The organism is Pantoea sp. App145, from assembly GCF_047947045.1.
Classification (GTDB): Bacteria; Pseudomonadota; Gammaproteobacteria; order Enterobacterales; family Enterobacteriaceae; genus Pantoea.
In genome coordinates this window covers 3,159,981-3,184,579 of the sequence record NZ_CP133290.1, presented here as the reverse complement: position 1 = coordinate 3,184,579, position 24,599 = coordinate 3,159,981, and the positions used below count along the sequence as shown (strand labels likewise).

Annotated in this window: 23 protein-coding genes; 8 read left to right on the top strand and 15 right to left on the bottom strand. The window is 55.1% G+C overall.

Features of this window, described 5'->3' with window-relative positions:
- The first annotated feature begins 7 nt into the window (after positions 1–7).
- The gene (gene nirC / locus RCF31_RS14520; protein ID WP_416411379.1) at positions 8–811 is read left to right on the top strand and encodes a nitrite transporter NirC; all 804 of its coding nucleotides are present in this window, start codon (positions 8–10) and stop codon (positions 809–811) included.
- Positions 812–855: 44 nt separating this feature from the next.
- On the top strand, positions 856–2,220 hold the full coding sequence (cysG, locus tag RCF31_RS14515; RefSeq protein ID WP_416411378.1) for a siroheme synthase CysG: 1,365 nt from the start codon (positions 856–858) through the stop codon (positions 2,218–2,220).
- Positions 2,221–2,274: 54 nt separating this feature from the next.
- Here cysG and trpS read toward each other — a convergent pair whose 3' ends face one another.
- The 12 genes from trpS to pilM all read right to left on the bottom strand — a co-directional run bounded on the left by trpS (position 2,275) and on the right by pilM (position 12,346).
- Entirely contained in the window at positions 2,275–3,279 is a 1,005-nt protein-coding gene (gene trpS, locus RCF31_RS14510) for a tryptophan--tRNA ligase (protein WP_416411377.1), read from the bottom strand.
- A gap of 16 nt (positions 3,280–3,295) precedes the next feature.
- Positions 3,296–3,973: a phosphoglycolate phosphatase gene (locus tag RCF31_RS14505; RefSeq protein ID WP_416411376.1), complete on the bottom strand. Its 678-nt coding sequence runs from the start codon at positions 3,971–3,973 to the stop codon at positions 3,296–3,298.
- Complete coding sequence (gene rpe / locus RCF31_RS14500; protein ID WP_084877443.1) at positions 3,957–4,640, bottom strand: ribulose-phosphate 3-epimerase; 684 nt, start codon at positions 4,638–4,640, stop codon at positions 3,957–3,959. The genes RCF31_RS14505 and rpe overlap by 17 nt, the downstream gene beginning before the upstream one ends.
- Before the next feature lie 65 nt (positions 4,641–4,705).
- Positions 4,706–5,518 carry an adenine-specific DNA-methyltransferase gene (gene dam, locus RCF31_RS14495; protein ID WP_299447621.1) on the bottom strand — a complete coding sequence of 271 codons (813 nt, stop codon included), beginning with the start codon at positions 5,516–5,518 and terminating at the stop codon, positions 4,706–4,708.
- A gap of 96 nt (positions 5,519–5,614) precedes the next feature.
- Positions 5,615–6,643, bottom strand: a complete 1,029-nt coding sequence (locus RCF31_RS14490; protein WP_416411375.1) for an SPOR domain-containing protein — start codon at positions 6,641–6,643, stop codon at positions 5,615–5,617.
- A 170-nt stretch (positions 6,644–6,813) separates the two neighbouring features.
- Positions 6,814–7,905, bottom strand: coding sequence for a 3-dehydroquinate synthase (gene aroB, locus RCF31_RS14485; protein WP_313682952.1), 1,092 nt, complete (start codon positions 7,903–7,905; stop codon positions 6,814–6,816).
- Positions 7,906–7,943: 38 nt separating this feature from the next.
- Complete coding sequence (gene aroK / locus RCF31_RS14480) at positions 7,944–8,465, bottom strand: shikimate kinase AroK (RefSeq protein WP_041525861.1); 522 nt, start codon at positions 8,463–8,465, stop codon at positions 7,944–7,946.
- A gap of 477 nt (positions 8,466–8,942) precedes the next feature.
- Entirely contained in the window at positions 8,943–10,199 is a 1,257-nt protein-coding gene (gene hofQ, locus RCF31_RS14475; RefSeq protein WP_299449143.1) for a DNA uptake porin HofQ, read from the bottom strand.
- Positions 10,144–10,533, bottom strand: a complete 390-nt coding sequence (locus RCF31_RS14470) for a HofP DNA utilization family protein (RefSeq protein WP_416411374.1) — start codon at positions 10,531–10,533, stop codon at positions 10,144–10,146. Before RCF31_RS14470 ends, hofQ begins: the two co-directional genes overlap by 56 nt.
- The gene (locus RCF31_RS14465) at positions 10,523–11,017 is read right to left on the bottom strand and encodes a hypothetical protein (protein ID WP_416411373.1); all 495 of its coding nucleotides are present in this window, start codon (positions 11,015–11,017) and stop codon (positions 10,523–10,525) included. Before RCF31_RS14465 ends, RCF31_RS14470 begins: the two co-directional genes overlap by 11 nt.
- Positions 11,010–11,552 (bottom strand): PilN domain-containing protein, encoded by a 543-nt coding sequence (locus RCF31_RS14460; RefSeq protein WP_416411372.1) that lies wholly within the window; start codon positions 11,550–11,552, stop codon positions 11,010–11,012. Before RCF31_RS14460 ends, RCF31_RS14465 begins: the two co-directional genes overlap by 8 nt.
- Positions 11,552–12,346, bottom strand: a complete 795-nt coding sequence (gene pilM, locus RCF31_RS14455; protein ID WP_416411371.1) for a pilus assembly protein PilM — start codon at positions 12,344–12,346, stop codon at positions 11,552–11,554. Before pilM ends, RCF31_RS14460 begins: the two co-directional genes overlap by 1 nt.
- Positions 12,347–12,568: 222 nt before the next feature.
- Between pilM and mrcA the strand changes: the two genes are divergently transcribed.
- On the top strand, positions 12,569–15,118 hold the full coding sequence (gene mrcA, locus RCF31_RS14450; protein WP_299447634.1) for a peptidoglycan glycosyltransferase/peptidoglycan DD-transpeptidase MrcA: 2,550 nt from the start codon (positions 12,569–12,571) through the stop codon (positions 15,116–15,118).
- Positions 15,119–15,186: 68 nt separating this feature from the next.
- On the opposite strand, the gene nudE is transcribed toward mrcA, so the two are convergent.
- A complete protein-coding gene (nudE, locus tag RCF31_RS14445) occupies positions 15,187–15,753 on the bottom strand; it encodes an ADP compounds hydrolase NudE (RefSeq protein WP_084877477.1) in 567 nt (188 codons plus the stop codon).
- 405 nt (positions 15,754–16,158) lie between these two features.
- Between nudE and RCF31_RS14440 the strand changes: the two genes are divergently transcribed.
- From RCF31_RS14440 to pckA, 5 genes are all read left to right on the top strand, one after another.
- A complete protein-coding gene (locus tag RCF31_RS14440) occupies positions 16,159–18,300 on the top strand; it encodes an intracellular growth attenuator family protein (RefSeq protein WP_416411370.1) in 2,142 nt (713 codons plus the stop codon).
- 52 nt (positions 18,301–18,352) lie between these two features.
- Complete coding sequence (yrfG, locus tag RCF31_RS14435; protein ID WP_313682937.1) at positions 18,353–19,021, top strand: GMP/IMP nucleotidase; 669 nt, start codon at positions 18,353–18,355, stop codon at positions 19,019–19,021.
- 13 nt (positions 19,022–19,034) lie between these two features.
- Entirely contained in the window at positions 19,035–19,436 is a 402-nt protein-coding gene (gene hslR / locus RCF31_RS14430; RefSeq protein ID WP_299447648.1) for a ribosome-associated heat shock protein Hsp15, read from the top strand.
- Between the two features lie 25 nt (positions 19,437–19,461).
- Positions 19,462–20,328 carry an Hsp33 family molecular chaperone HslO gene (gene hslO / locus RCF31_RS14425; protein WP_084877487.1) on the top strand — a complete coding sequence of 289 codons (867 nt, stop codon included), beginning with the start codon at positions 19,462–19,464 and terminating at the stop codon, positions 20,326–20,328.
- A 215-nt stretch (positions 20,329–20,543) separates the two neighbouring features.
- Positions 20,544–22,163: a phosphoenolpyruvate carboxykinase (ATP) gene (gene pckA, locus RCF31_RS14420; RefSeq protein WP_416411369.1), complete on the top strand. Its 1,620-nt coding sequence runs from the start codon at positions 20,544–20,546 to the stop codon at positions 22,161–22,163.
- Positions 22,164–22,270: 107 nt separating this feature from the next.
- Here the strand turns inward: pckA and envZ are convergent, their stop codons facing one another.
- Both envZ and ompR read right to left on the bottom strand, forming a co-directional pair.
- Positions 22,271–23,629, bottom strand: a complete 1,359-nt coding sequence (gene envZ, locus RCF31_RS14415) for a two-component system sensor histidine kinase EnvZ (RefSeq protein ID WP_299447655.1) — start codon at positions 23,627–23,629, stop codon at positions 22,271–22,273.
- Positions 23,626–24,345 carry a two-component system response regulator OmpR gene (gene ompR / locus RCF31_RS14410; RefSeq protein WP_001157751.1) on the bottom strand — a complete coding sequence of 240 codons (720 nt, stop codon included), beginning with the start codon at positions 24,343–24,345 and terminating at the stop codon, positions 23,626–23,628. The genes envZ and ompR overlap by 4 nt, the downstream gene beginning before the upstream one ends.
- Between the last annotated feature and the right edge of the window lie 254 nt (positions 24,346–24,599).

Below are 24,599 nucleotides of genomic sequence, written 5' to 3'. Positions count from 1 at the left end.
TATTTTTATGTTTACTGATACCCTGGAAAAATGCGCCGCCAACGCGGCGCGTATTGTGCACACTGCGCAGCAAAGCCCGCTGGCGTTTTGGATTGGATCGGCGATGGCCGGTGCTTATGTCGGGCTGGCGATTATCCTGATCTTCACCCTTGGCAATCTTGCCGACCCGGCATACCGTCCGCTGTTAATGGGGGCAACCTTTGGTATCGCGCTGACACTGGTGCTTATCGCCGGGTCGGAGCTGTTTACCGGTCATACCATGTTCCTCACCATTGGGGTGAAAGCGAGGACCATCACCCACGGCCAGATGTGGTGCGTTCTGCCGCAGACCTGGCTCGGCAACTTGCTTGGTTCGGTGCTGGTAGCGTTGATTTACTACTATGCGGCAGGAGCACTGCTGCCCAATCCCGGTTCCCTGATTCACACTGCTGCGCTGGCTAAAACCAGCCAGACCGCGATGGCGCTGTTCTTTAAAGGCGCGTTATGTAACTGGCTGGTTTGCCTGGCGATTTGGATGGCCGTGCGCACCGAAGGCGCAGCAAAGTTTCTTGCCATCTGGTGGTGTCTGCTGGCGTTTATCGCCTCTGGCTACGAACACTCGGTCGCCAATATGACGCTCTTTGCGCTGTCATGGTTTGGTCAGCATAATGCCGATCTGACGTTGCAAGGTATCGGCCATAATTTGCTGTGGGTGACGCTGGGCAACATGTTCTCCGGTATGGTGCTGATGGGCCTCGGTTACTGGTACGCCACACCGCAGGCACAACGGCCACAGCCGGAAACCCAGACCAGCGCACTTAAATCGGCATAACGCATATGACAGCCCGCCCCGAGCGGGCTTTTTTAGGATCAGCTATGGATTACTTTCCCCTGTTTTGTCGCCTTCACAGCAAGCGTTGTTTGCTGGTGGGCGGTGGTGATGTCGCGGAGCGTAAAGCACGCCTGCTATTGGACGCCGGTGCTGACCTGCATGTCGGCGCATTGGATTTCTCCCCTGCTTTTCAGCAATGGGCACAACAAGGGAAAGTGGTGCTACTGAATGGAGCCTTCACTGAAGCCTGGCTGGATGGCTGCTGGCTGGTGATTGCCGCCACCGATGATGATGCCGTGAATCAACAGGTAGGCGCAGCCGCAGAAGCACGTCGGATTTTTTGTAACCTGGTGGATGCACCGGAACAGGCCAGCGCCATCATGCCTTCGATTATCGACCGCTCACCGCTAATGATTGCCGTCTCTTCTGGCGGCCGCGCACCGGTGCTGGCACGTCTGCTGCGCGAAAAACTGGAAGCCATGCTGCCACAACATCTCGGGCAACTGGCGGCCCTGGCGGGTTCACTGCGTGAGCGGGTGAAAAAGCGTTTTAACAGCATGGCGCAGCGTCGTCATTTCTGGGAGCGCTTCTTCGCCAGTGACCGACTGGCGCAATCACTTGCCAACGGAGATCAACCCCGCGCGGATGTCCTGGTCGATACTTTGTTCGATGCCCCGCTGTCGCAGCAAGGTGAAGTGGTGCTGGTGGGTGCCGGGCCAGGGGATGCAGGTTTGCTGACGCTGAAGGGTTTACAGCATATCCAGCAGGCTGATGTGGTGGTGTATGACCGCCTGGTGTCAGACCCGATCCTCAATCTGGTCCGCCGGGATGCGGAGCGTATCTTCGTGGGTAAACACGCCGGACACCACTGCGTTCCGCAATCGGAGATCAATCAATTGCTGCTGGAGCAGGCACAACGTGGCAAACGCGTGGTGCGACTCAAAGGCGGCGATCCTTTTATCTTTGGGCGCGGGGGTGAGGAGCTGGAAGTCCTGGCGCAGCATAATATTCCTTTCAGCGTGGTGCCCGGCATTACCGCCGCATCAGGCTGTGCGGCCTACAGCGGCATTCCGCTTACCCACCGCGATCACGCGCAGAGCGTGCGTTTTGTCACTGGCCATTTGCAACAGCATGGAGAAATTGAGTGGCAAAAGCTGGCGGCTGAACAGCAGACGCTGGTGTTTTATATGGGCCTGACGCAGGCACCGGAGATTCAGCGGCAGCTGATGTTGCATGGCATGGAAGCGGAAATGCCAGTCGCGCTGGTGCAAAACGGCACCACGCCACAACAACGCGTGGCAACGGGTACGCTTGGCGAGCTGGCGACGCTGGCTCAACAGTTTGCCAGCCCGGCGCTGATTATTGTGGGACGCGTGGTAGGTCTGCGTTCGCAGTTGCGCTGGTTCTGATAAAAAAACAGCGGGCCATAATGGCCCGCCGTTCTGATTTACCTGTGCTGCCGCTTACGGCTGGGCAACAAAGCCAACCGCTTCGTAGACTTTTTTCAGCGTTTCCTGCGCATGAGCACGGGCTTTGGTCGCGCCATCACGCATCACCTGGTTGAGGAAATCCTCGTCGTTGCGATAGCGATAGTAACGCTCCTGCAACTCGCTCAGCATGCCGGAAACCGCGTCCGCGACCGCACCTTTCAGGTGGCCATACATTTTGCCTTCGAACTCCTGCTCCAGCTCGGCGATGGTTTTACCCGTCACACCCGCGAGAATATCCAGCAGGTTCGATACCCCGGCTTTCTCTTTGATGTCATAGCGCACCACTGGCGGCTCTTCGGAATCCGTCACTGCACGTTTGATCTTCTTCACCACCGCTTTAGGATCTTCCAGCAGACCAATCACGTTGTTGCGATTGTCGTCTGATTTCGACATCTTTTTGGTCGGTTCCAGCAGCGACATCACGCGTGCACCCGATTTCGGAATGAACGGCTCCGGTACCTTAAAGATATCGCCATATAACGCGTTGAAACGCTGTGCGATATCGCGGCTCAGTTCCAGATGCTGCTTCTGATCTTCCCCCACCGGAACCTGGTTGGTTTGATACAGCAGGATGTCAGCCGCCATCAGCACCGGGTAATCAAACAGACCGGCGTTAATGTTCTCTTCGTAGCGGGCGGATTTGTCTTTGAACTGCGTCATGCGGCTCAGCTCGCCGAAGTAGGCGTAGCAGTTGAGGATCCAGCTCAGTTGAGCGTGCTCCGACACATGCGACTGAACAAAAATGGTGCTCTTGTTCGGATCGATACCACAGGCAAGATACAACGCCAGCGTATCCAGCGTAGCTTTACGCAGCGCTACCGGGTCCTGGCGAACGGTAATGGCGTGCAGATCGACGATGCAGTAAATGCAGTGGAAATCATCCTGCATCTGCACCCACTGACGCAGCGCACCCATATAGTTGCCAATGGTCAGTTCACCTGAAGGCTGGGCGCCGCTGAAAACGATGGGTTTGCTCATGCTTATGTCCTGATATTCACAGCCCGAGAGCGGGCAAAAGTTCGTCAAAAGAGTCGAGAGTTAAATCGGGTTGGCTGCTGGCAATAGGTTCGCCGTAGTTGTAGCCAAAGGTCATGCCGATGTTTGGTACGCCTGCCGCCTGGGCAGCGAGGATATCATTGCGTGAATCGCCAACAAACAGTAATTGCTGCGGTAGCACGCCAAATCGTCCCAGTACGAGGAAGATCGCTGCGGGATGCGGCTTTTTCACCACCACATCGTCACCGCCGATGATCAGTGAAAAGTATTCGGCAATCCCCAGCGAGGCCAGTAAAGGCGCAACAAACGGCGTGGGTTTATTGGTGACAATCGCCAGCGGCAACCCTTTTTCAGCCAGTTTTGCCAGCGTGGCTTTCACCTGGGGAAACAGCGTACTTCCTGCTTCCACCGTCTCTGCGTAATACTTATCAAACAGCGTACGCGCATCACGCTGTTCATTCTCTTGTGGTTCACGACCCAGTGTCCAGGTCAATGCCCGGGTCATCATCACATCCGCACCGTTGCCAATCCAGGTCGAGGCGCGCGCCACGCCAGCGGGTGGCAATTGCAGATCGGCCAAAGCATGATCGATGGCTTGTGCCAGACCTGGCGCGCTGTCCACCAGCGTGCCATCAAGATCAAACGCCAGCGCGCGAATATCAGTGAAATGAGCCATTAACTTTCTCCAGTTCGCTGCGCATATCATCGATCACTTTTTTGTAATCGGGGTGGCCAAAAATGGCAGAACCGGCGACAAACATGTCGGCACCGGCGGCAGCGATCTGAGCGATGTTGTCAATTTTTACGCCACCATCCACTTCCAGACGGATATCGTAGCCGCTCTGGTCGATAAGGCGACGCGCCTGGCGCAGTTTATCCAGCGTACCGGGAATAAAGGATTGACCGCCAAAGCCAGGATTCACCGACATCAGCAGGATGATATCCAGTTTATCCATGACGTAATCAAGATAGCTGAGCGGTGTCGCCGGGTTGAACACCAGGCCCGCCTTACAGCCGTGTTCTTTGATCAGTTGCAGTGTACGATCGACATGCTGGCTGGCTTCAGGATGGAAGGTGATGTAGCTGGCACCGGCTTTGGCAAATGCCGGGATGAGTTCATCAACCGGTTTCACCATCAGATGAACGTCAATGGGAGCAGTGATGCCGTAATCGCGCAGCGCTTTCAGCACCATCGGCCCCATGGTCAGATTGGGAACATAGTGGTTATCCATCACATCGAAATGCACCACGTCACCACCTGCAGCCAGCGCCCTGGCGGTATCCTCACCCAGACGGGCAAAGTCAGCAGAGAGGATTGAAGGGGCCAGTAAAAATTGTTTCATCCGATTCTCCCAATTTTGTGCGCCAGCGTGCACTGGCGTAATGCGTTGGTCGCGGACGAAACAGGCTAGCGGAAAAGCGCCAGCAGTTCGTCTACGTGCGTGCGACCACTTATGCTTCGGCTGATGGAACGCCGGGCTTTGACAACGTGTAATACCGCATTCCGGTACCACTCACGCGTCAGCTTGGTATCGTGGTTGGAAATCAATACCGGGATCCTGCTCTCTTCCGCCAGCATTGCCGCCAGTTCCGCCAGATGCTGCTGCTCGTACAGGCTGAAACTGTTGGTGTGGTAGGCGGTAAAATTAGCCGTCGCTGTCAGGGGGGCGTATGGCGGATCGCAATACACCACCGAGCCTTTATGAGCGCGGTTCAGAGTAACATCGTACGATTCGCAGACAAAGGTGGCTTTTTGCGACCGCTCAGCAAACCACAACAGTTCCGCTTCCGGAAAATAAGGTTTGCGATATCGACCAAACGGCACATTGAACTCGCCCCGCAGATTGTAGCGGCACAGGCCGTTGTAACCATGGCGGTTGAGATACAGAAACAACACCGCCCGCTGATAGATATCCCGGCTGGCATTGAAAGCGATGCGCTGCGCGTAGTAAAACTCCGCACAGTTAGTTTCCGGCGTGAATAGCTTACGGGCATCGTCAATAAATTCCGCAGTGCGCGTTTTGACAATGTTGTACAGATTAATCAGGTCACTGTTGATATCGGCCAGATGATAGCGCTCGTAGTCCGTGTTAAGAAACACAGAACCCGCGCCAACAAAAGGCTCGATCAGGCAGTCGCCTGGTGGCAAATGACGACGAATATCGTCAAGGAGCGGGTATTTCCCTCCAGCCCATTTCAGGAAAGCGCGATTTTTTTTCATGCTGTCGTGGTTATTACATCTTAATTATTGGCTGTGGCGGAACCGACAGCAGATCTGCGCTTAAAACGGGGCCACGTGAATGCGGCCCCACAATGATTATTCGCTCTCTTTTTTAACCTGGCTCAGGGGTTTCACCCAGGGATTTTGCGCCCGGACTTCAGCTGGCAGCGAAGAGACCGCGCGTTTGGCATCAGCCGGTGTGGCATAAGAACCACTCACCAGCACATACCATGGCTGACCATTACGGCTGGTTTTATACACATGGTAGCCACTGAGATTCTGTTTCTTCGCCCAGGCATTCAGGCTCTCGGCCTTCGATGCCCCGCTCAGTTGCAGCGTATAGTTGCCTGAAGGCAGAGATTTGCTGGCACCACCACTGCTGACGGGTGCAGCGCTGTGGGCCACTGTCGACTGTGTTTTGCTCTCTCTGACCGCTGGCTTGCTGGCCGCTGGCGCTTTATGCGAACTCGGGTGCGTTTCACGCTGGCTGCTGGCACGTGGTTTCTCTTCGCGTGCAATCGGCGGAGTGATAGCTTTACCGCTGCCGCTTACGGTCGCGGGAGCTGTCGGCAGTGAACTGTTAACCTGTGCACCCTGTGCGGCGTTATCAACCTGCCCCTGCTGATTATTCAGCGCGCTGTTGAGATCGCCCGGCAAGGTGACACGCTGCTGGTTCGGTGGTGTTTCAACCGGTGCAGCCTGAGTAGGAGTCGATGAAACGGAAGGCATCGAAATGGATTGAGAACCGTTCGCGTCCGTCTGCGGATTACTGGTATCTGGCGTCGCACCACCTGCGGTTGACGGTGCTGCGTTCTGCTGGCCGCTCATGGAGGTCGAGCCGGAGAGATCAATATTCTTTTCCGAACCGCCAGTCGCAGGAGCAGCGCTGTTATTGCCGGTATTACCTGCCGTATTCGCTGGCTTCTTGCTTTCATCGCCGCCATTCAGCGCAGAGCCGATACCCAGCACCAACAGCAACAGAACCAAAATCCCGATACCCATCATCATATGCTGACGGGAAACCGGCACTTTTACTTTCGGTGCAGACGACGATTTGCGGGGCCGCGTGGGACGGCGGTCACTGGCATCAGGTTTTAACTCGTCTTCCGGTTTAAACTCATCCATTTAGCCTCCTCCGTAAAACGGCACGCATCCGACGCACCGCATCACCACTCTCTTTTTTACCCGTCATATTTTGCGTCGCAGCTGCGTTGGCAGCGATCTGGGGCGATCGATAACCACTCCCTGGGATACGCCCGCCAGCCGCGTTCCTGCGACTCGAATTATTCAGGGTATTATAATGACTTCTGACAATCGTTAATTGCAGCCAGCACCATATCATGTGCCACGCCAGCACGCACTTCAGAGCGACCAATAGCGAGAGGCAGCACCAGACGCAATTCACCCGCCAGAACTTTTTTATCGCGCATCATATGCGGCAAATACTCTTCGGCAGTCATGCTGGCCGGGCCATGCACCGGCAAACCGGCACGCAGCAACAGCGCAATAATGCGATCGGTATCGACCGGGCTGAACTGACCAAGGCGCTCAGCCGTACGTGCGGCCATCACCATGCCAGCCGCGACCGCTTCACCATGCAGCCAGTTGCCGTAGCCCATATGGGCTTCAATGGCATGACCAAAAGTATGGCCGAGATTGAGCAGCGCACGCTGACCGGTTTCACGTTCATCGGCAGCGACCACTTCGGCTTTCAGCTCGCAGCAACGGCGAATACAGTACGCCATGGCTTTTTCATCCAGGGCCAGCAGAGCGTCAAGATTTTGCTCCAGCCACTGGAAAAAATCACCATCCAGAATGATGCCGTATTTGATAACTTCAGCCAGACCCGACGCCAGCTCACGCGGCGGCAGGGTTGCCAGGCAATCGGTATCCACCACCACAGACGCTGGCTGATAAAACGCGCCAATCATGTTTTTGCCGAGGGGGTGGTTAACGGCGGTTTTGCCACCAACGGAGGAGTCAACCTGAGAAAGCAGCGTCGTCGGCACCTGAATAAAGCGCACGCCACGCTGATAGCTGGCCGCAGCAAACCCGGTCAGATCACCAATCACGCCGCCACCAAGGGCAATCAGCGTGGTATCGCGACCATGCGGTTTTTGCAGCAATGCCGTAAACACATCATCCATCACGGCGAGCGTTTTGTACTGTTCACCATCGGGCAGGATCACCTGATCCACTTTCACCCCGGCCGCACTCAACAGTGCCGACAGTTTTTGCAGGTACATCGGTGCCAATGTCTGGTTGGTCACCAACATGGCATTGTCACCTGCTTTCAGCGGCCAAAAAGAAGCCGGATCGTTAAACAGCCCGGCAGCTATGGTGATGGGGTAACTGCGATCCCCCAGTGAGACAGTGATCTTCTCCATGATGACCGATACCTATTACTTAGCCCTCAGGCGCTGGATCAACTTTTTTCCAGCATGTTGATGATCTGATTAGCCACTACTTTTGCGCTCTGATCGTCAGTGCGGATAGTGACATCAGCGATCTCTTCATAAAGCGGATTACGTTCTCCAGCCAGCGCTTCCAGCACTTCGCGCGGCGGAGAGTCAACCTGCAGCAGCGGGCGCTTTTTATCACGCTGGGTGCGGGCAAGTTGCTTTTCGATGGTGGTTTCGAGATAGACGACCACACCGCGGGCGGAGAGACGATTACGGGTTTCCCGGGATTTGACGGAACCGCCACCGGTCGCCAGCACGATGCCCTGCTTTTCGGTTAGCTCGTTGATAATTTTCTCTTCACGATCGCGGAAACCCGCTTCGCCTTCAACGTCAAACACCCAGCCTACATCCGCTCCGGTACGTCGCTCAATTTCCTGATCGGAATCGAAAAATTCCATATTGAGTTGCTGAGCTAACTGACGACCAATAGTGCTTTTGCCGGCACCCATCGGCCCAACCAGAAAGATATTGCGTTTCTCTGCCATTTTGTCGGTATTACTAAGAATTCGTTGATGATACCCCGCGTTCAGCTTTTGCTGGCGGGACAGGAACTGAGACCTCATGAGCGTTAGCAAGAGTCAGACGAAAAATTATCTCAACACTCATGGCCGTTTGGCAACCGAATAAATTGCCCCCGGCGACCTCTTAACAGGACCGGTCTGTGGTTCGCGAGACGGTAACGCACCTCCGCTACCCCTTTAATACTTCAGGTTACAGGTATACTGGTTGCGATCAATTATCCCCAATCACCTACTGCTCCGGGGGATTCGCTCCCTTGTTGCCTTCCTGCAACACACATTATTTGGGGTGTACATTCTTCTGACGCCAGTATCGCTTGTGACTGTCGCCCATCGGGAGGTTTTTTGTCGCGTTCCGTTACACCGTTTAAAAATCGCTAAACCTTGTAAGCTAATTCCTGTCCTGCGTCAACGCAGTTGGCATCATTGAGCGAATTTTCCTCATTATCCGGACGTAAGCGCTGCTTCCCTGACCAGTCTGGGTGTGATGAAAATCACCAGCTCCTTTTTTTTATGCTCATCCGTTTGATGGCGAAACAGATTTCCCAACAGCGGTAATTCCCCCAGCCAGGGCACCCGATGCTCCCCCTGAGAACGCTGCTGCTGGAAAATGCCGCCCAGCGCTAAAGTTTCACCATCGCGCAGCGTTACCTGCGTGTCGATTTCCTGCTTATCGATACTTAACGCCTGATGCTCCCCGGTGTTGATGGTGCGACCCGGCATGTTCTGGCTCAGTCGCAGTTTTAACTGAATGCGTCCGTTTCCCAGTACTACCGGCGTCACTTCCATCCCCAGCACCGCTTCTTTGAATTCAATCGCCGTCGCGCCGCTGTTACCGGATTTCACCTCGTAGGGGATTTCCGTCCCCTGTTTAATGGTGGCGGTTTGCTGATGCGAGGTAAAAAGCCGTGGACTGGCGATGATTTCAATCTGGCTTTCCTGTTCCAGTGCGCTTAACTCAAGGTTGAGTAATTCTCCCCCTACCTGCCCGAGCGTCACACCCATGCGAAAGGCAGGATTGCTCACCGCCAGTGGGATCTCCAGTTGTGGATTGCGCAGGGCTTGCATCACATCTTCTGCGGGCGACATCCCCCAATTGACCCCCAATTCGCGCAAATGCTCCTCGCTAATGGTCACGATATGAGCCGACAGCTCGACCTGCTCCAGCGGCAAATCCAGCGCGCTGAGCCAGCGAGTCGCCTCCTTTAATGCCTGCGGCGTATCCCGCAGCAACAGGCTGTTGGTACGACTATCCACTGTGGCGCTGCCGCGCGGTGTCAGCAGCGAGCGTTCCGCCTGCAAACTGCGCCAGACATCACCAGCGTTGGCGTAATGAAAGGTCACGGTTTGCTGTGCCAGCGCAATTTGCTGCTGCTGTTCTTCGCGTTCCGCCTGGGCTTTTTGCGTCTGCCATTGCTGCCAGCTTTCCGGATAAACCAGCAACACCCCCTCTTCGTGCACCACACTCAGCCGTGCTAGCCGGGATACCAGCGACAGCGCCCGCTGCCAGTCAACATCTTCCAGCCGCAGCGAGAGCCGCCCTTCAACGCCAGGTGCGATCAACAGGTTAGTTTGCTGATAATCCGCCAGCGCCTGCAAAATACGCTCAACCGGCGCATCGTCAAACACCAGACTCAGCCGCTGATCATTGGCGTGCAGTGGCGCGGTCAGCCATAGCAGTAACAGTATCCATACCTTCATCCGTGGCATAAAAACCTCCTTTTATTTGTAGGGTGATCTGCTGCGCTGAGCAGCTCTGGTCCGCATGCAGGCGCAATGTTCGTGACGTTATCTGTTGAACGCGCCAGCTCGAAAAAGGTAAAAGCATCTGCTCAGTCAGCCTGATACTTTTGCCCTGTGGCGAGCGCAGCCAGGCAACATAACGCTGGGGAGTGCCGATGATGCCCTGCAACCGCCATCCTTCAACAGAGGTAACAACGGTATGACAAATGGCAGGGGCAACCGGCTGGAAAGGGTCACGGGCCAGCGCGAGGGCGCTGTACAGTATCAACAGCAGGACAACGCTACTGCGCATCACTTTTCTCCAGCCAAAACTGTGCCATCAAGCCCCCTTGTTCCGACTGCAACTGAAAGCGTTCTGGAACAGGCAATGTCGTGTGCGCCAGCTCAGCAAACAGCGGAGTGAACTGCTGCCAGTTCAGCCTTAACACCACCTGCTGCGGCTGGCTTTCCGGCTGCCATGTGTCCAGTTGAGTGCCCCGTGCAGCCAGGATGGACTCCAGCAGCTTCGGGGAGTCACCCATCACGAGGGGTTGCTGTAACCTGCTGATTTCAGCAATCAGTGCATCCGCTGTGGGCCACAAAGCCAGCTGCTGCTGACGCTGTTGTTCCAGCTGGGTCTGCTGTATCAGCTGACGTTCCCGCTCAGCCCGCGCCTGTTGCTGGGGCAACAGCATGACCAACCAACCCGCCACCAATATCGGCAGTGACAGCACCAGCAGCCAGGCCGCTCGCCATGTGAGCGTCAGTTGTCGCCAGCGTTGCAGCCATTCATTCACCGCTCACCTCCTGGACCTGGGCACGCAGGGTGAAACGATAGTGTCCATCGGGCTGGCGTTGCACATTTCCCTGACGAATCACCGGAAATAGCGGCAAGGTTGCCAATTGAGAGCGAAAATCACTCACCGCGGTCATCCCGGAGGCCAGCCCTTCCAGTAATAATTGCCCCTGCCTGCGTTCAATGCGGCTGAGCCACAGCGTTTCCGGCATCAGTTGCGGTAATCGCTGCCAGAATTGCTGCCAGGCCTGGTGCTGCAACTGTCGGGTCTGTTGCCTGTGTTGCGCCTGCACCAGGAAATCGCGCTGATGCACTAATGCCTGACGGGTATGAATATGTTGTTCCAGCGCGCTAATCCTTTGAGAGATCGCATGTTGCTCAGCACGCTGTTGCTGCGCTGCGTGATACCCCTGCCAGCCGCCTGACAGCACCACCAGCAGAGCAATACCCGGGGCGCTCACCAGTATCATCAGGCTCCGCTGACGCTGACGTTGCCACTGCTGGACGCGCCAGGGGAGCAGGTTTACCGTCAACATCAGGTATCCTCCGGGCGCAACGCCAGCCCAAGAGCCAGCGCAAAAACGCCCTCGTTTTCCGGTTGCGGTAGCTGCAAATAGCGCAGCAGCGAAAAGGGTTTGATGGCGGTAAACCCGTCGACAGGTGCCGTACACAGCATCGTCTCTGCCTGGGGAAACGTCTCCTGTAAATGCGTCAGCGACAGTGGCCCGGTACTCGATCCAGAGACAACCTCTGAACCGGCCAGATACCACAGCCAGTGATCGCTCAACGGATGAACCAGCAACTGCTGATGACTGAGTCGCAGACGTTGCGCCACCTGCGCCAGCGCCAGGCTGCTCAACTCAAACACATCGGGCTGTAAACCAGCTTGTTGTAAGGGGGTGAGCCATTGTGCAATCACTTCGCGCCGTGCCGCCGTGATACACAATTGTGATAAGGAAGATGCGCGATAATCCAGCGCCAGCGAAGCTGGCTCCACCGGAAATAACCTTTGCGCTGACGCCTGCACATAGCGGTTTAGCGCCGGTTCGCGCAGCGTGGTGTCCGGCAGAGTTAACGCGCGTTGCAACACCAGTTGCGGCGGCAGGCCAACACGCAATGAATAGCGCCCGGGTAGCTGGCGTCGCCACTGCTGTAACACCGCCAGCAGTGCGGGTGAGGACTGCAGGACACCGTTTCTTAGCGTATCCTGTGGCAGTGTCTGCTGCTGCCAGTGCCTGAGTTGCCAGCCGTGACGACGACGCTGAATCGCCACCGCACAAAACCGTCCATTTTGAATATCCAACCCAATTTGCCAGCGCTGAAAAACCATGCGCGTACTCTCCTTATCCTTAGAGGTAAAAATCCTGAATATCCTGCGTTGCAGGATGGCAGCCGGTGCATAAATCCTCAGGTTAATGGCCCGAGAGAATGCAGATAGCGAACGCTCCGGCAACTTGAAGTATGCCGGGTATATCAAAGCGTCAGGCTTGCCTTTATACTACCGCGCGATTGTTTATAAACTGCCCAAACGACAACAGATGGGAAATCTCAGGTGAAGTTCGTAAAGTATTTATTGATCCTTGCAGTGTGTTGCATCTTGCTGGGAGCCGGCTCGATTTATGGTTTGTACAAGTACATAGAGCCGCAGTTGCCCGACGTAAACACATTAAAAGATGTGCGCCTGCAAACCCCGATGCAGGTTTATAGCGCGGATGGCGAGCTTATCGCCCAGTACGGCGAAAAACGCCGTGTGCCGCTTACCCTGCAACAAATGCCGCCTGAGCTGATCAAAGCGTTTATTGCCACCGAAGATAGCCGTTTCTACGAGCATCATGGTGTTGATCCGGTTGGTATTTTCCGTGCTGCCAGCATTGCGCTGGTTTCCGGCCATGCTTCGCAGGGTGCCAGTACCATTACCCAGCAGCTCGCGCGTAACTTCTTCCTCAGCCCGGAACGCACCCTGATGCGTAAGATTAAGGAAGCGTTCCTGGCGATCCGCATCGAACAGTTGCTGACCAAAGATGAAATTCTTGAGCTGTACCTCAATAAGATTTACCTCGGTTACCGCGCCTATGGTGTGGGTGCTGCTGCGCAGGTCTATTTTGGTAAATCAGTCGATCAGCTATCGCTGAGTGAAATGGCGATGATTGCGGGCCTGCCAAAAGCACCGTCCACCTTCAACCCGCTCTACTCGCATCAGCGCGCACTGGCTCGCCGTAATGTCGTGCTGTCACGCATGCTGGATCAGAATTACATCACCCAGCAGCAGTACGATGATGCTCGCAACACACCGCTGGTAGCCAGTTATCATGGCCCGGAAATCGCCTTCTCCGCCCCTTATCTGAGCGAGATGGTGCGCCAGGAGATGGTGAAGCGCTACGGTGACAGCGCCTACGAGGATGGTTACAAGGTTTACACCACCGTGACACGTCGTTTGCAGGAAGCGGCACAGCAGGCTGTGCGCAACAACGTGATCGCCTATGATATGCGTCATGGCTATCGTGGTCCGACGAACGTGTTGTGGAAAGCAGGTGAAACCAGCTGGGATCAAACCCGCATCCAGAACGCGCTGAAAGACCTGCCCCTCTATGGCCCGCTTAATCCGGCCGTGGTCACCAGTGTCAGTAACGACGGTGCGACAGCCATGCTGAAAGATGGCAGCAGCGTGTCACTAGCAATGGCCGGTGTTCGCTGGGCGAGAGCCTACAAATCCGACACTCTGCAAGGTCCTACGCCGCGTAGCGTGTCTCAGGTGTTACAGGCAGGCCAGCAGATTTGGGTACGTAAGGTTGATAATGACTGGTGGCTGGGCCAGGTTCCGCTGGTGAACTCGGCTCTGGTATCGCTCAATCCTGAAGATGGTGCGGTACGCGCGCTGGTCGGTGGTTTTGACTTCAATCAGAGCATGTTCAATCGCGCGACCCAGGCGTTGCGTCAGGTTGGCTCCAATATCAAGCCATTCCTGTACACCGCCGCAATGGACCGTGGGCTGACACTGGCTTCTATTCTGAACGACGTGCCGATTTCACGTTGGGATGCGGGTGCGGGAGCCGACTGGCGACCGAAAAACTCCCCGCCGACCTATGACGGCCCTATTCGTTTGCGTCAGGGCTTAGGTCAGTCGAAAAACGTCGTCATGGTACGTGCGATGCGTGCGATGGGTGTCGATTACGCAGCGCAGTATCTGCAACGTTTCGGCTTCCCGGCACAGAACATCATTCATACTGAATCGCTGGCGTTGGGTGCCGCTTCATTCACCCCGATGCAGGTGGTACGCGGTTACTCGGTGATGGCGAACGGAGGCTTCCTGATCGATCCGTATTTCATTACGAAGATTGAGAACGAACAGGGTGCCACGGTATTTGAAGCCAAACCGAAAATCGCCTGCCCGCAGTGCAATTTGCCGGTAATTTATGGTGATACGCAAAAATCCGTTGCGTTGAATGAGGAGAGCGTCGAAAACGTCGCTGTCTCCAGCCAGGCGCAGAACCAGACGGTTCCACAGCCGGAACTGGAACAGGTGCCAGCTCAGCCGCAACCGGCGGGCGACCAGCAGTATGCTCCGCATGTGATCAATACGCCGCTGTCGTTCCTGATTAAAAGCGCGCTGAACAGTAACGTCTTCGGCGAACCGGGTTGGATGGGTACCGGCTGGCGCGCGGGTCGTGACCTGAAACGTAACGATATCGGCGGTAAAACCGGTACCACCAACAGCTCGAAAGATGCCTGGTTCTCCGGTTACGGTCCTGGCGTCGTGACGTCGGTATGGATCGGCTTCGATGATTCCCGTGCGTTGGGCCGCACCACGGTTTCGGGTGCCATTCCGGATCAAATCTCCGGCTATGAAGGTGGTGCGAAGAGTGCACAACCGGCGTGGGATGATTATATGAAATCCGCACTGGATGGCGTCCCGGTTCAACCGTTAACACCGCCAGATGGCGTGGTAACGGTAACCATCGATCGCGGCACCGGCAAGCTGGCGAATGGCGGCGGTAATACGCGTCAGGAGTTCTTTATCAACGGTACGCAGCCGACCGAATATTCGGTCCATGATGTCGGCACCACCATTATGGACAACGGGCAAAGCCACGAATTGTTCTGATAAAAAAAGCCGGCAAATATGCCGGCTTTTTTATGATGCTCATCCGCAATAACCTGATGCGTGATGCTTCAGTAACTCAGCCGCCCCTGTTTCACCAGCCATTCGCGCACCAAAAACAATGCACTCACGTTGCGGGCCTCACGGAAATCAGGTTCTTCCAGCAGAGCCAGCAGGTTATTGAGGGGCCAGCGGCGGACAATCAGTGGTTCTGGTTCATCCCCCTCCAGCTTTTCCTCGTACAGCCCTTCCGCCACCACGATGTTCATCTTGCTGGAGAAATAAGAGGGAGCCATGGTGAGTTTGCCCAACGTTTCCAGTTTAGTCGCACCAAAACCGACCTCTTCTTTTAGCTCACGATCTGCCGCTTCAAACGCACTTTCACCCGGATCGATGAGTCCTTTTGGGAAACCCAGCTCGTAACTTTCCAGCCCGACGGCATATTCCTGAATCAGAATCACATCGTCACCGAGGATGGGGACAATCATCACCGCTTCCCGATCGGAAGGTTTCATGCGCTCGTAAACCCGCCGGGCGCCATTACTGAAAGCGAGATCGACTGCTTCGATGGTAAACAATCGGGAGCGGGCCACCGCTGCCACGTTGAGGATGTCAGGTTTTTTCTGTGGAGTTTTCATATCAACCTCAAACTTTGCACGACCTTGTGATGCGATAATGCCAGCATCGGCACAGCATACCGAAGCCCGAATAAATGTGCGACAAACAGCGCAGGTAAACTAAGATGCCATATATTTACTAACCGGTACTAACAACATATTGTTATTTCAGCTTTAAAATTCTCACAATAAGTCAACCGGGAGAAGGTAAATTCAGAAAATACCGATTTTTAATTGAGTGGGGTCCCGATAATATTCCGATAAGGAATAATCTAATAATTTCTAATTTAATGATTTTGCGCGTTATTTTATCTGACATTTCACTTGTCAGAATGACATCAGCTCGCCAAAATTGACCTGTATTGATCATTCACCGGGAGCAGATCGTTAACGTGAAGGCAGTTTTTTGGCTGAACTGAGCATAGCATGAGCACAATTATCATTATTCTGGCCATCGTGATGGCTTGCTCAATGCTGGCAGGCATAGGTTATTGGTACGCTATGCGGCATCGTCCGCCGTTGGCGAAACCTCTGCCGTTCATTAATCCGCCCTGCCGTAAACTCACTGATGAAGAACGCGCTGCTGTTGAAAAGTACATTGCCTCGCTGGCGAAACAGCATCAACAGCAAGACATGCGCGCCAGCAAGAAACAGCGGGAACCTGAAGGATTAACGCTGACGGCGCAAAGCAACAATGTCTATCCTGTCACCCGTGCTATCACCCGTTATGGTTTATCGACCGATGCGCCGCAGAAATGGCGTTACTATCTGGATGCGGTCGAAGTGCATCTGCCGCCACTGTGGGAACAGTACATCGCCGATGAAAATTACGTTGAACTGATTCGCACCCAAACCCTGCCGCTGGTGATCTCGCTGAATGGTCATTCACTGGTGGACTACGCCGTTGAACAGCCCGCGCTGCCGCCACTGGTACGCTCGATGTCGACCAATGCCTCAATCCGTAAGGAAGAGAGTGAAAATGTCGAGCTGTTGCAGGTGCGTAAAGAAACGCCAGAAGAATATGCGCTGTCCCGCACCGATGGTACCCGCGAAGCGGCCACTATCTGTTTTGCTTTCCTGTTGTTCTTCCTGAGTCTGGTACTGCCTGGCAGCATGATGGTATGGATCGCCCTGCTGGGTGGCGCGATGATCGCCGTCAGTCTGTGGTTTCTCTATCGCTGCCCGGGTGAAAAAGATTTACGTGACGTGCATTGCCTGCGCGGCGCACCAAAACGCTGGGGGCTGTTTGGTGAGTCAAATCAGGAACAAAGCAACATCTCCCTCGGTATTATCGATTTAGTATATCCGCCCCACTGGCAGCCCTACGTGGCACACGATCTGGGCCAGGTGACCGATGTCGAGATTTATCTGAATCGCCAGGTGGTACGTCAGGGGCGTTTCCTGTCATTGCAGGATGAAGTGCGTAACTTCCCGGTACAGCGCTGGCGCAAAAATCTGGTGCTGGCCTGCGGTTCGCTGCTGGTGCTTGTCATGCTGGTCAGCTGGATTCCGCTCAGCATGCCCATCAAGCTCAGTCTCGCCTGGGTGAAAGGCACCGAAAGCCTGGAAGTGAATAACGTTGATAAGCTGAATGCGATGCCGTTGCATATTGGCGATAGCCTGAAGGTCAGCGGCACCGGCATGTGTTCCGTGCCGGGTAACTACCAGAGCAATCGCAGCTACACTTTTATGCCGTTCGATTGCTCGGCCATCTACTGGAATAACGCCACGCCGCTGCCGCAGCCACAATCCGATATTATCGATAAAGCCGCCGCGCTGCTCGACACCACTACGCGCCAGCTACACCCCGAAACCAACACCGACCCTAAACTCAACCCGCAACTCGCTTCTGCGATTCAGAAGTCGGGCATGATTTTACTGGATGACTTCTCCGATTTGGTGCTGAAAACTCAGGATTTGTGTAGCCAGCAGCAGGACTGTGTGCGACTGAAAAACGCGCTGGTTAACCTCGGCAATGCCAAAGACTGGGACACGTTGATCCATCGTGCGGATTCCGGGCGTCTGAACGGTATGAACGTGCTGCTGCGCCCGGTGAGCGCCGAGGCGCTGGAAAATCTGGTCAATACCGCGACCTCTACCTTCTTCTCACGCGAAACCCGCCGGGCAGCGGAAAATCTCAACAGCCCGCCGCCGGGTGGTTTTCTGATTATCAGCGATGAAGGTCGTCAGCTGGTGAACCAACCGCAACCGGCCGTGCCGTTGTTTGACCTTGATGCGCCATCGCAGTGGCGCGAACTGCAACGCATGTCCGCAATGCTGCTGCACACGCCCTTCTCCGCCAGTGGCATCATTACCAGCATTACCACTGATGCCAACGGCACCCGCCACATCGCGCTACATAATGAACCCGATGCCATGGCGCAGTGGCGCTATCTCGGCACCGCGTTACTGATGGTGGTGTTGATTGCCTGCGCATTGATTAACGGCCTGCTGGCGTTACGCCGCGTGCATCGCAACCGCCGCCGTATGGCCGAGATACAGCAGTATTACGACAAATGTTTTAATCACAATCTCAGCACTATGCAGAGCGTGCGCTCACTGTTCTGAGCCTTTCCCTTCTGTGCTACCCTGTCGCCCTGTTTTCAGGGCGGGAATTAACATGCAGGCTACGCTTAACTGGACCGGGATCGACACCGTGCTGCTGGACATGGACGGCACCCTGCTCGATCTCGCCTTTGATCGCCATTTCTGGCTGGAACATGTACCAGAAACCCTGAGTCGTGAGCGAGCCATCACGCTGAACGAAGCCCATCAATTGATTCGGGAAAAGTATCATGCCGTGGCGCATACGCTAAACTGGTACTGTCTGGATTACTGGTCGCAAGAGCTGGCGTTAGATATTCGTGCCATGACCTTCGCGCAGCGTGAACGCGCTGCCCTGCGTGAGGATACGCTACCTTTTTTGCAGGCGCTGCGAGCGGCCGGTAAACGCACGATTTTGCTGACCAATGCCCATCCATACAATCTGGACGTCAAACTGGCGCAGACCGGATTGTCTGCCCACCTTGATTTATTGCTTTCTACCCATACCTTTGGGTATCCGAAAGAAGACCAGCGTCTCTGGCAGGCGGTACAGCAGCAAACCGGTTTCAACAATGCGCGCACACTGTTCATTGACGACAGTGAACCGATTCTTGATGCCGCGACGCGCTGGGGTATCCGCTGGTGCTTAGGCGTAAGCAATCCGGATTCCGGTCGCCCGGATCAATCCTTCAGTCGCCATCCGGCAGTGAGGGATTACCGTGAGTTGCTTGCTTCGCTTCGTTAAATCAGGAGCCGCAATGAAAGAGAAAGACAGCGAAGGCGTACGCCTCGACAAATGGCTGTGGGCGGCGCGCTTTTATAAAACCCGTGCCATCGCGCGCGAAATGATTGAAGGCGGCAAGGTGCATTACAACGGCCAGCGCAGTAAGCCGAGCAAGCTGGTGGAACTGGAAGCAGAGCTGACGCTGCGTCAGGGCAATGATGAACGCACCGTGATCATCACTGCCATCAGCGATCAACGCCGCCCGGCCACTGAGGCCCAGGCGCTGTACGCAGAAACCGCCGCCAGTATTGAGAAACGGGAAAAGCTGGCTCTGGCGCGCAAAATGAACGCCCTGAGTATGCCGCACCCCGATCGCCGCCCTGATAAGAAGGAGCGCCGCGATCTGATGAAATTTAAATTGTCGGGCGAGGAATAACTCGCGCCCCAACGAGAGAAAATCTATGTCTGTTCAAGATCAACTGCACCGTTACCTGTTTGAAAATGCGGCCGTGCGCGGCGAGCTGGTGAATGTTTCAAAAACCTGGAGCGAGATCGTGGAAAACCACGACTATGCTGAGCCGGTAAAAAACCTGCTGGGTGAGTTACTGGTTGCCACCAGTCTGCTGACCGCCACGCTGAAGTTTGATGGTGACATCACCGTGCAGTTGCAGGGCGATGGCCCGCTGTCGCTGGCGGTGATCAACGGGAATAACCGTCAGGAGCTGCGTGGTGTCGCGCGAGTAAAAGAAGAGATCGCGCCAGGCAGCAGCCTGAAGCAGATGGTCGGGAACGGTTATCTGGTAATCACCATTTCCCCGGAAAAGGGCGAACGCTATCAGGGTGTAGTCGGTCTGGAAGCAGACACGCTGGCAGGATGCCTGGAAGATTACTTTATGCGTTCTGAGCAGTTGCCAACCCGCCTGTTCATTCGCACCAATGAAAAGGGTGCTGCCGGGATTCTGTTGCAGGTGCTGCCTGCTCAGGAGCCAAACCTCGACGATTTCAATCATCTGGCGACACTGACCGAAACCGTCAAAGCTGAAGAGTTGATCGAGCTGCCAGCCACCGATGTCTTGTGGCGTTTGTATCATCAGGAAGAAGCCACGGTGTACGATCCCACGCCGGTAAGCTTCAAATGTACCTGTTCGCGCGAACGCTGTGGCGAAGTGCTGAAAACGCTGCCGGTGGAAGAAGTTGATGAGATCCTCGAAGAGGATGGTGAAATCGACATGCACTGCGATTATTGCGGCGCGCATTATGTTTACGATGCCGTCGATATCGCGGCGATTCGTAATACACCAACCGGTAGCAGCGATCAGCTGCACTGATTGTCTGGGCGGCTACTGCCGCCCCTAATTCTTACTTAAATTACCTTCTTTTCTCTGACATTAGTTTTATAACTAATTGATTTACTTGCCAATGCGCGTTGAGTCGCATTTCTGACTAACAAACCTTTTCCCTCCTGCCCGGTGGAGTACACTGCGCGCGATCATCCCCCTCATAATTAATAATAAAAACAGATACCGATTAAAGGAGCATTCACATGCGCGTTAACGGCCTGACATCGCAAGATCTCGCCACTTTAGGCATCAACGACACCACGGAAGTGGTGTACAACCCGGACTTCGACACCCTGTTTCAGGAAGAAACCCGCCCTGAGCTGGAAGGCTATGCGCGCGGCATCCTGACACAAAGCGGGGCTATCGCTGTTGATACCGGCATTTTCACCGGCCGCTCACCAAAAGATAAATACATCGTGCGCGATGACACCACACGCAACACCCTGTGGTGGAATGACGTGGGGGAAGGCAAGAATGATAACCAGCCCCTGACAGCCGAAACCTGGCAGGCGCTGAAGCAGTGCGTTACCCAGCAGTTATCCGGTAAACGCCTGTTTGTGGTGGATGCGTTCTGCGGTGCCAACCCGGATACACGCCTCAGCGTGCGCTTCGTGATGGAAGTGGCCTGGCAGGCACACTTCGTCACAAACATGTTCATCCGTCCGAGTGATGAAGAACTGGCGCAGTTCACCCCGGATTTCGTGGTGATGAACGCAGCGCGTTGTACCAATCCCAACTGGCAGGCGCAGGGATTGCATTCAGAGAACTTCGTTGCTTTTAACCTGACAGAACGCATGCAACTGATTGGCGGCACCTGGTACGGCGGCGAGATGAAGAAAGGCCTGTTCGCTATCATGAATTATCTGCTGCCGCTGAAGGGTATCGCGTCGATGCACTGCTCGGCCAACGTCGGTAAAGCAGGTGATGTCGCGGTGTTCTTCGGTCTCTCCGGCACCGGCAAAACTACGCTGTCCACCGATCCCGATCGTCAGTTGATTGGTGATGATGAGCACGGCTGGGACGATGATGGGGTCTTCAATTTTGAAGGTGGCTGCTATGCCAAAACCATTAATCTCTCGGCGCAGGCTGAACCGGAAATCTATAACGCGATTCGCCGCGATGCACTGCTGGAGAACGTGGTGGTGAATGCTGATGGTAGCGTCGATTATGCCGATGGCAGCAAAACCGAAAACACCCGTGTCTCCTACCCGATTGAGCACATCGAAAACATCGTGCGGCCGGTGTCCAAAGCGGGTCATGCGCAGCGCGTTATTTTCCTCACTGCCGATGCCTTCGGCGTGCTGCCACCGGTGGCCCGCTTAACACCAGAACAGACGCAATATCATTTCCTGTCTGGCTTTACCGCCAAACTGGCCGGTACGGAACGCGGCGTGACTCAGCCAACGCCCACTTTCTCAGCCTGTTTTGGTGCCGCGTTTCTGACCCTGCATCCAACGCAGTACGCGGATGTGCTGGTTAAACGCATGGAAGCGGCAGGCGCGCAGGCTTACCTGGTGAATACTGGCTGGAACGGTAGCGGCAAACGCATTTCGCTGAAAGACACCCGCGCGATTATCAACGCCATTCTGGCGGGTGAACTGGATGATATTGAGACGCAAACGCTGCCGGTATTTAACCTGCAAATCCCCACACGGCTGGCACAGGTGAGTGAGGCAATGCTCGATCCACGCGCCAGCTGGTCCAGCCCTGCGGCATGGCAGGAAGCCGCACAGGACCTGGCACAGCGTTTTATCAATAACTTTGAGAAATACACCGATAACGCCGCCGGAGCCGCGTTGGTGAACGCCGGACCGCAAATCTAACAACGACCCTGACTCGTAGCGGCGCGATTTATCGCGCTCTTTCAGCCGTGCCCCGGCCAAAAATGCGCAATAAATTGCGCCGCTACAACAGGTTTTTGCTTTGCCTGTCAGGCGTTATGGTTGCTGTTGACCAGCGCGGTGCCGGTCTCCGGCACTGGCAACCAGGCGCGAATACGCAGGCCACCGTGTTCACTGACGCCAATTTCCAGCGACCCTTCATGCGCATCGATAATACGCTGCACAATCGCCAGACCCAGCCCGGTACCACTGGTACTACGCGCACTATCGCCGCGCACAAAAGGCTGGAACAGATGCTGTAGCTGTTCCGGTTTAATCCCCGGACCATCATCTTCCACCTGGAACCAGGCGCGATTCAGTTCCTGCCCACTGCTGACCTTGATCCAGCCGTTGCCATAACGCGCGGCATTGACCACCAGATTCGCCACGGCACGCTTAATCGACAGTGGGTTGATATCCAGCATCAACTCCTCCGGCATCACCGCATTCTCAATCTCGCGCTCATAGCCACTCTCGGCTGCGACGACTTCACCCAGCACGCTATTCAGATCGGCACGCTCAGTCTGCATCTCCTGGCCGGTGCGCAGATAGTCGATGAACTGCTCGATAATCGCGTTGCACTCTTCGATATCTTTGTTAATCGACTCAGCCAGATAGCCGTCCTCCTCGCTCATCATCTCGGTGGCGAGGCGAATACGCGTCAGCGGGGTGCGCAGATCATGGCTGACACCCGCCATCAGCAGGGTACGGTCATCCGCCAGTTGCTTCACGCCAGCCGCCATCTGGTTAAAGGCGCGCGTCACCGAACGCACTTCCGATGCGCCATATTCACGCAACGGCGGCGGAATAATGCCTTTCCCCACCTGCAAGGCGGCATGTTCAAGATCAACCAAAGGTCGGTTCTGGATACGGATAAACAGCCAGGCACCGCCTATCGCCAGCAGCATAATCGCCAGCGTGTAGCGGAACAGCGGTGAGAAATCCCCCTGATGGATTTCGGTCAGCGGCACACGCACCCAGATATCGGGTGACAACCAGGTTTTCAGCCACACCACGGGAGAGTTTTTATTCACTTCTACCCGCACATCGGTTGGCCCGCCAAGCTGCTGCGCCATCTGCTCGCTCAGGAATTCGTAGTGTTGCGCCCAGCGCAACCCACTCTCTTCCGCCGCAGCATTGGTATACAGCGAGATCCCCAGCTCACGATAGATTTCACGCCGGAAGGCCGGAGGCACTTCCAGCTGTGTCCCATCCTCCAGTTGCAGGCGGTCGGTCATCAGCATACGGACTTCATAAGCGAGGACTTTGTTGAACTGCTGCAGGCTGGGAAGAATGGCGAAATTCAGCACCACCAGATAGGTCGTTACCAGGCTGACGAACAGCAAGGTAACGATCAATAACAGAGTGCGGGCAAACGAACTGCGAGGTGAGAAGCGCAATCGCCTCATGCTTTACTGCCGTCCGGAACGAATACGTAACCAAGACCCCACACGGTCTGAATGTAGCGCGGATGTGCTGGATCTTCTTCCACCATACGACGCAGACGGGAAATCTGCACATCGATGGAACGTTCCATCGCACTGTACTCACGACCACGCGCCAGGTTCATCAGCTTATCGCGCGACAACGGTTCACGCGGGTGGCTGACCAGCGCTTTCAGTACGGCAAATTCCCCGCTGGTGAGCGGCATAGGCTCATCTTCACGGAACATCTCACGTGTACCCAGGTTCAGCTTGAATTTACCAAAGGCAATAACGGCCTCTTCCTGCGAAGGTGCGCCCGGCAGCTCATTCGCCTGACGGCGCAGTACAGCACGGATACGCGCCAGCAATTCACGCGGGTTGAAAGGCTTCGGAATATAGTCGTCGGCACCAATTTCCAGCCCGACAATACGGTCCACTTCTTCGCCTTTGGCGGTAACCATAATGATCGGCATTGGATTGCTTTGGCTGCGCAGACGGCGGCAAATCGACAAACCATCTTCGCCCGGCAACATCAGGTCGAGCACCATCAGGTGGAAAGATTCGCGGGTTAACAGACGATCCATTTGCTCGGCGTTGGCAACGCTGCGCACCTGAAAGCCCTGTTCGGTGAGATAGCGCTCGAGCAACGCGCGCAAACGCATATCATCATCGACGACCAGAATTTTGTAGTTCTCTTGCATGTTCAACTCCCAAAGGCGCCATTGCCTGAGCCAATATTGTTAAAAAAAGATGCCTTACAGTGACAGTCATTAATGGTTTATATTCTAGCCGAAATTGTTACAAAGCATATTAAACAGCAGCTTATCTTTAATTTTACCGCTTAATTGTGGCGCATTTCTCGCTTTTTGCTCGTTCGATCAATATGTTTGAGGGATCTCTGAAAAATCCCCCCCTTTTCTTTTTGTCACTGGTTCTGCTGACCCTGGCCTGTCGC

Coding starts and splice junctions, on each gene's coding strand:
- RCF31_RS14490 (WP_416411375.1), bottom strand. CDS start 6,643: ATGGATGAGTTTAAACCGGAAGACGAGTTAAAACCTGATGCCAGTGAC.
- hofQ (WP_299449143.1), bottom strand. CDS start 10,199: ATGAAGGTATGGATACTGTTACTGCTATGGCTGACCGCGCCACTGCAC.
- yrfG (WP_313682937.1), top strand. CDS start 18,353: ATGCAGGCTACGCTTAACTGGACCGGGATCGACACCGTGCTGCTGGAC.
- pckA (WP_416411369.1), top strand. CDS start 20,544: ATGCGCGTTAACGGCCTGACATCGCAAGATCTCGCCACTTTAGGCATC.
- RCF31_RS14505 (WP_416411376.1), bottom strand. CDS start 3,973: ATGGCTCATTTCACTGATATTCGCGCGCTGGCGTTTGATCTTGATGGC.
- envZ (WP_299447655.1), bottom strand. CDS start 23,629: ATGAGGCGATTGCGCTTCTCACCTCGCAGTTCGTTTGCCCGCACTCTG.
- aroK (WP_041525861.1), bottom strand. CDS start 8,465: ATGGCAGAGAAACGCAATATCTTTCTGGTTGGGCCGATGGGTGCCGGC.
- pilM (WP_416411371.1), bottom strand. CDS start 12,346: ATGGTTTTTCAGCGCTGGCAAATTGGGTTGGATATTCAAAATGGACGG.
- rpe (WP_084877443.1), bottom strand. CDS start 4,640: ATGAAACAATTTTTACTGGCCCCTTCAATCCTCTCTGCTGACTTTGCC.
- dam (WP_299447621.1), bottom strand. CDS start 5,518: ATGAAAAAAAATCGCGCTTTCCTGAAATGGGCTGGAGGGAAATACCCG.
- ompR (WP_001157751.1), bottom strand. CDS start 24,345: ATGCAAGAGAACTACAAAATTCTGGTCGTCGATGATGATATGCGTTTG.
- hslO (WP_084877487.1), top strand. CDS start 19,462: ATGTCTGTTCAAGATCAACTGCACCGTTACCTGTTTGAAAATGCGGCC.
- nirC (WP_416411379.1), top strand. CDS start 8: ATGTTTACTGATACCCTGGAAAAATGCGCCGCCAACGCGGCGCGTATT.
- nudE (WP_084877477.1), bottom strand. CDS start 15,753: ATGAAAACTCCACAGAAAAAACCTGACATCCTCAACGTGGCAGCGGTG.
- RCF31_RS14440 (WP_416411370.1), top strand. CDS start 16,159: ATGAGCACAATTATCATTATTCTGGCCATCGTGATGGCTTGCTCAATG.
- aroB (WP_313682952.1), bottom strand. CDS start 7,905: ATGGAGAAGATCACTGTCTCACTGGGGGATCGCAGTTACCCCATCACC.
- RCF31_RS14460 (WP_416411372.1), bottom strand. CDS start 11,552: ATGTTGACGGTAAACCTGCTCCCCTGGCGCGTCCAGCAGTGGCAACGT.
- trpS (WP_416411377.1), bottom strand. CDS start 3,279: ATGAGCAAACCCATCGTTTTCAGCGGCGCCCAGCCTTCAGGTGAACTG.
- RCF31_RS14470 (WP_416411374.1), bottom strand. CDS start 10,533: ATGCGCAGTAGCGTTGTCCTGCTGTTGATACTGTACAGCGCCCTCGCG.
- cysG (WP_416411378.1), top strand. CDS start 856: ATGGATTACTTTCCCCTGTTTTGTCGCCTTCACAGCAAGCGTTGTTTG.
- hslR (WP_299447648.1), top strand. CDS start 19,035: ATGAAAGAGAAAGACAGCGAAGGCGTACGCCTCGACAAATGGCTGTGG.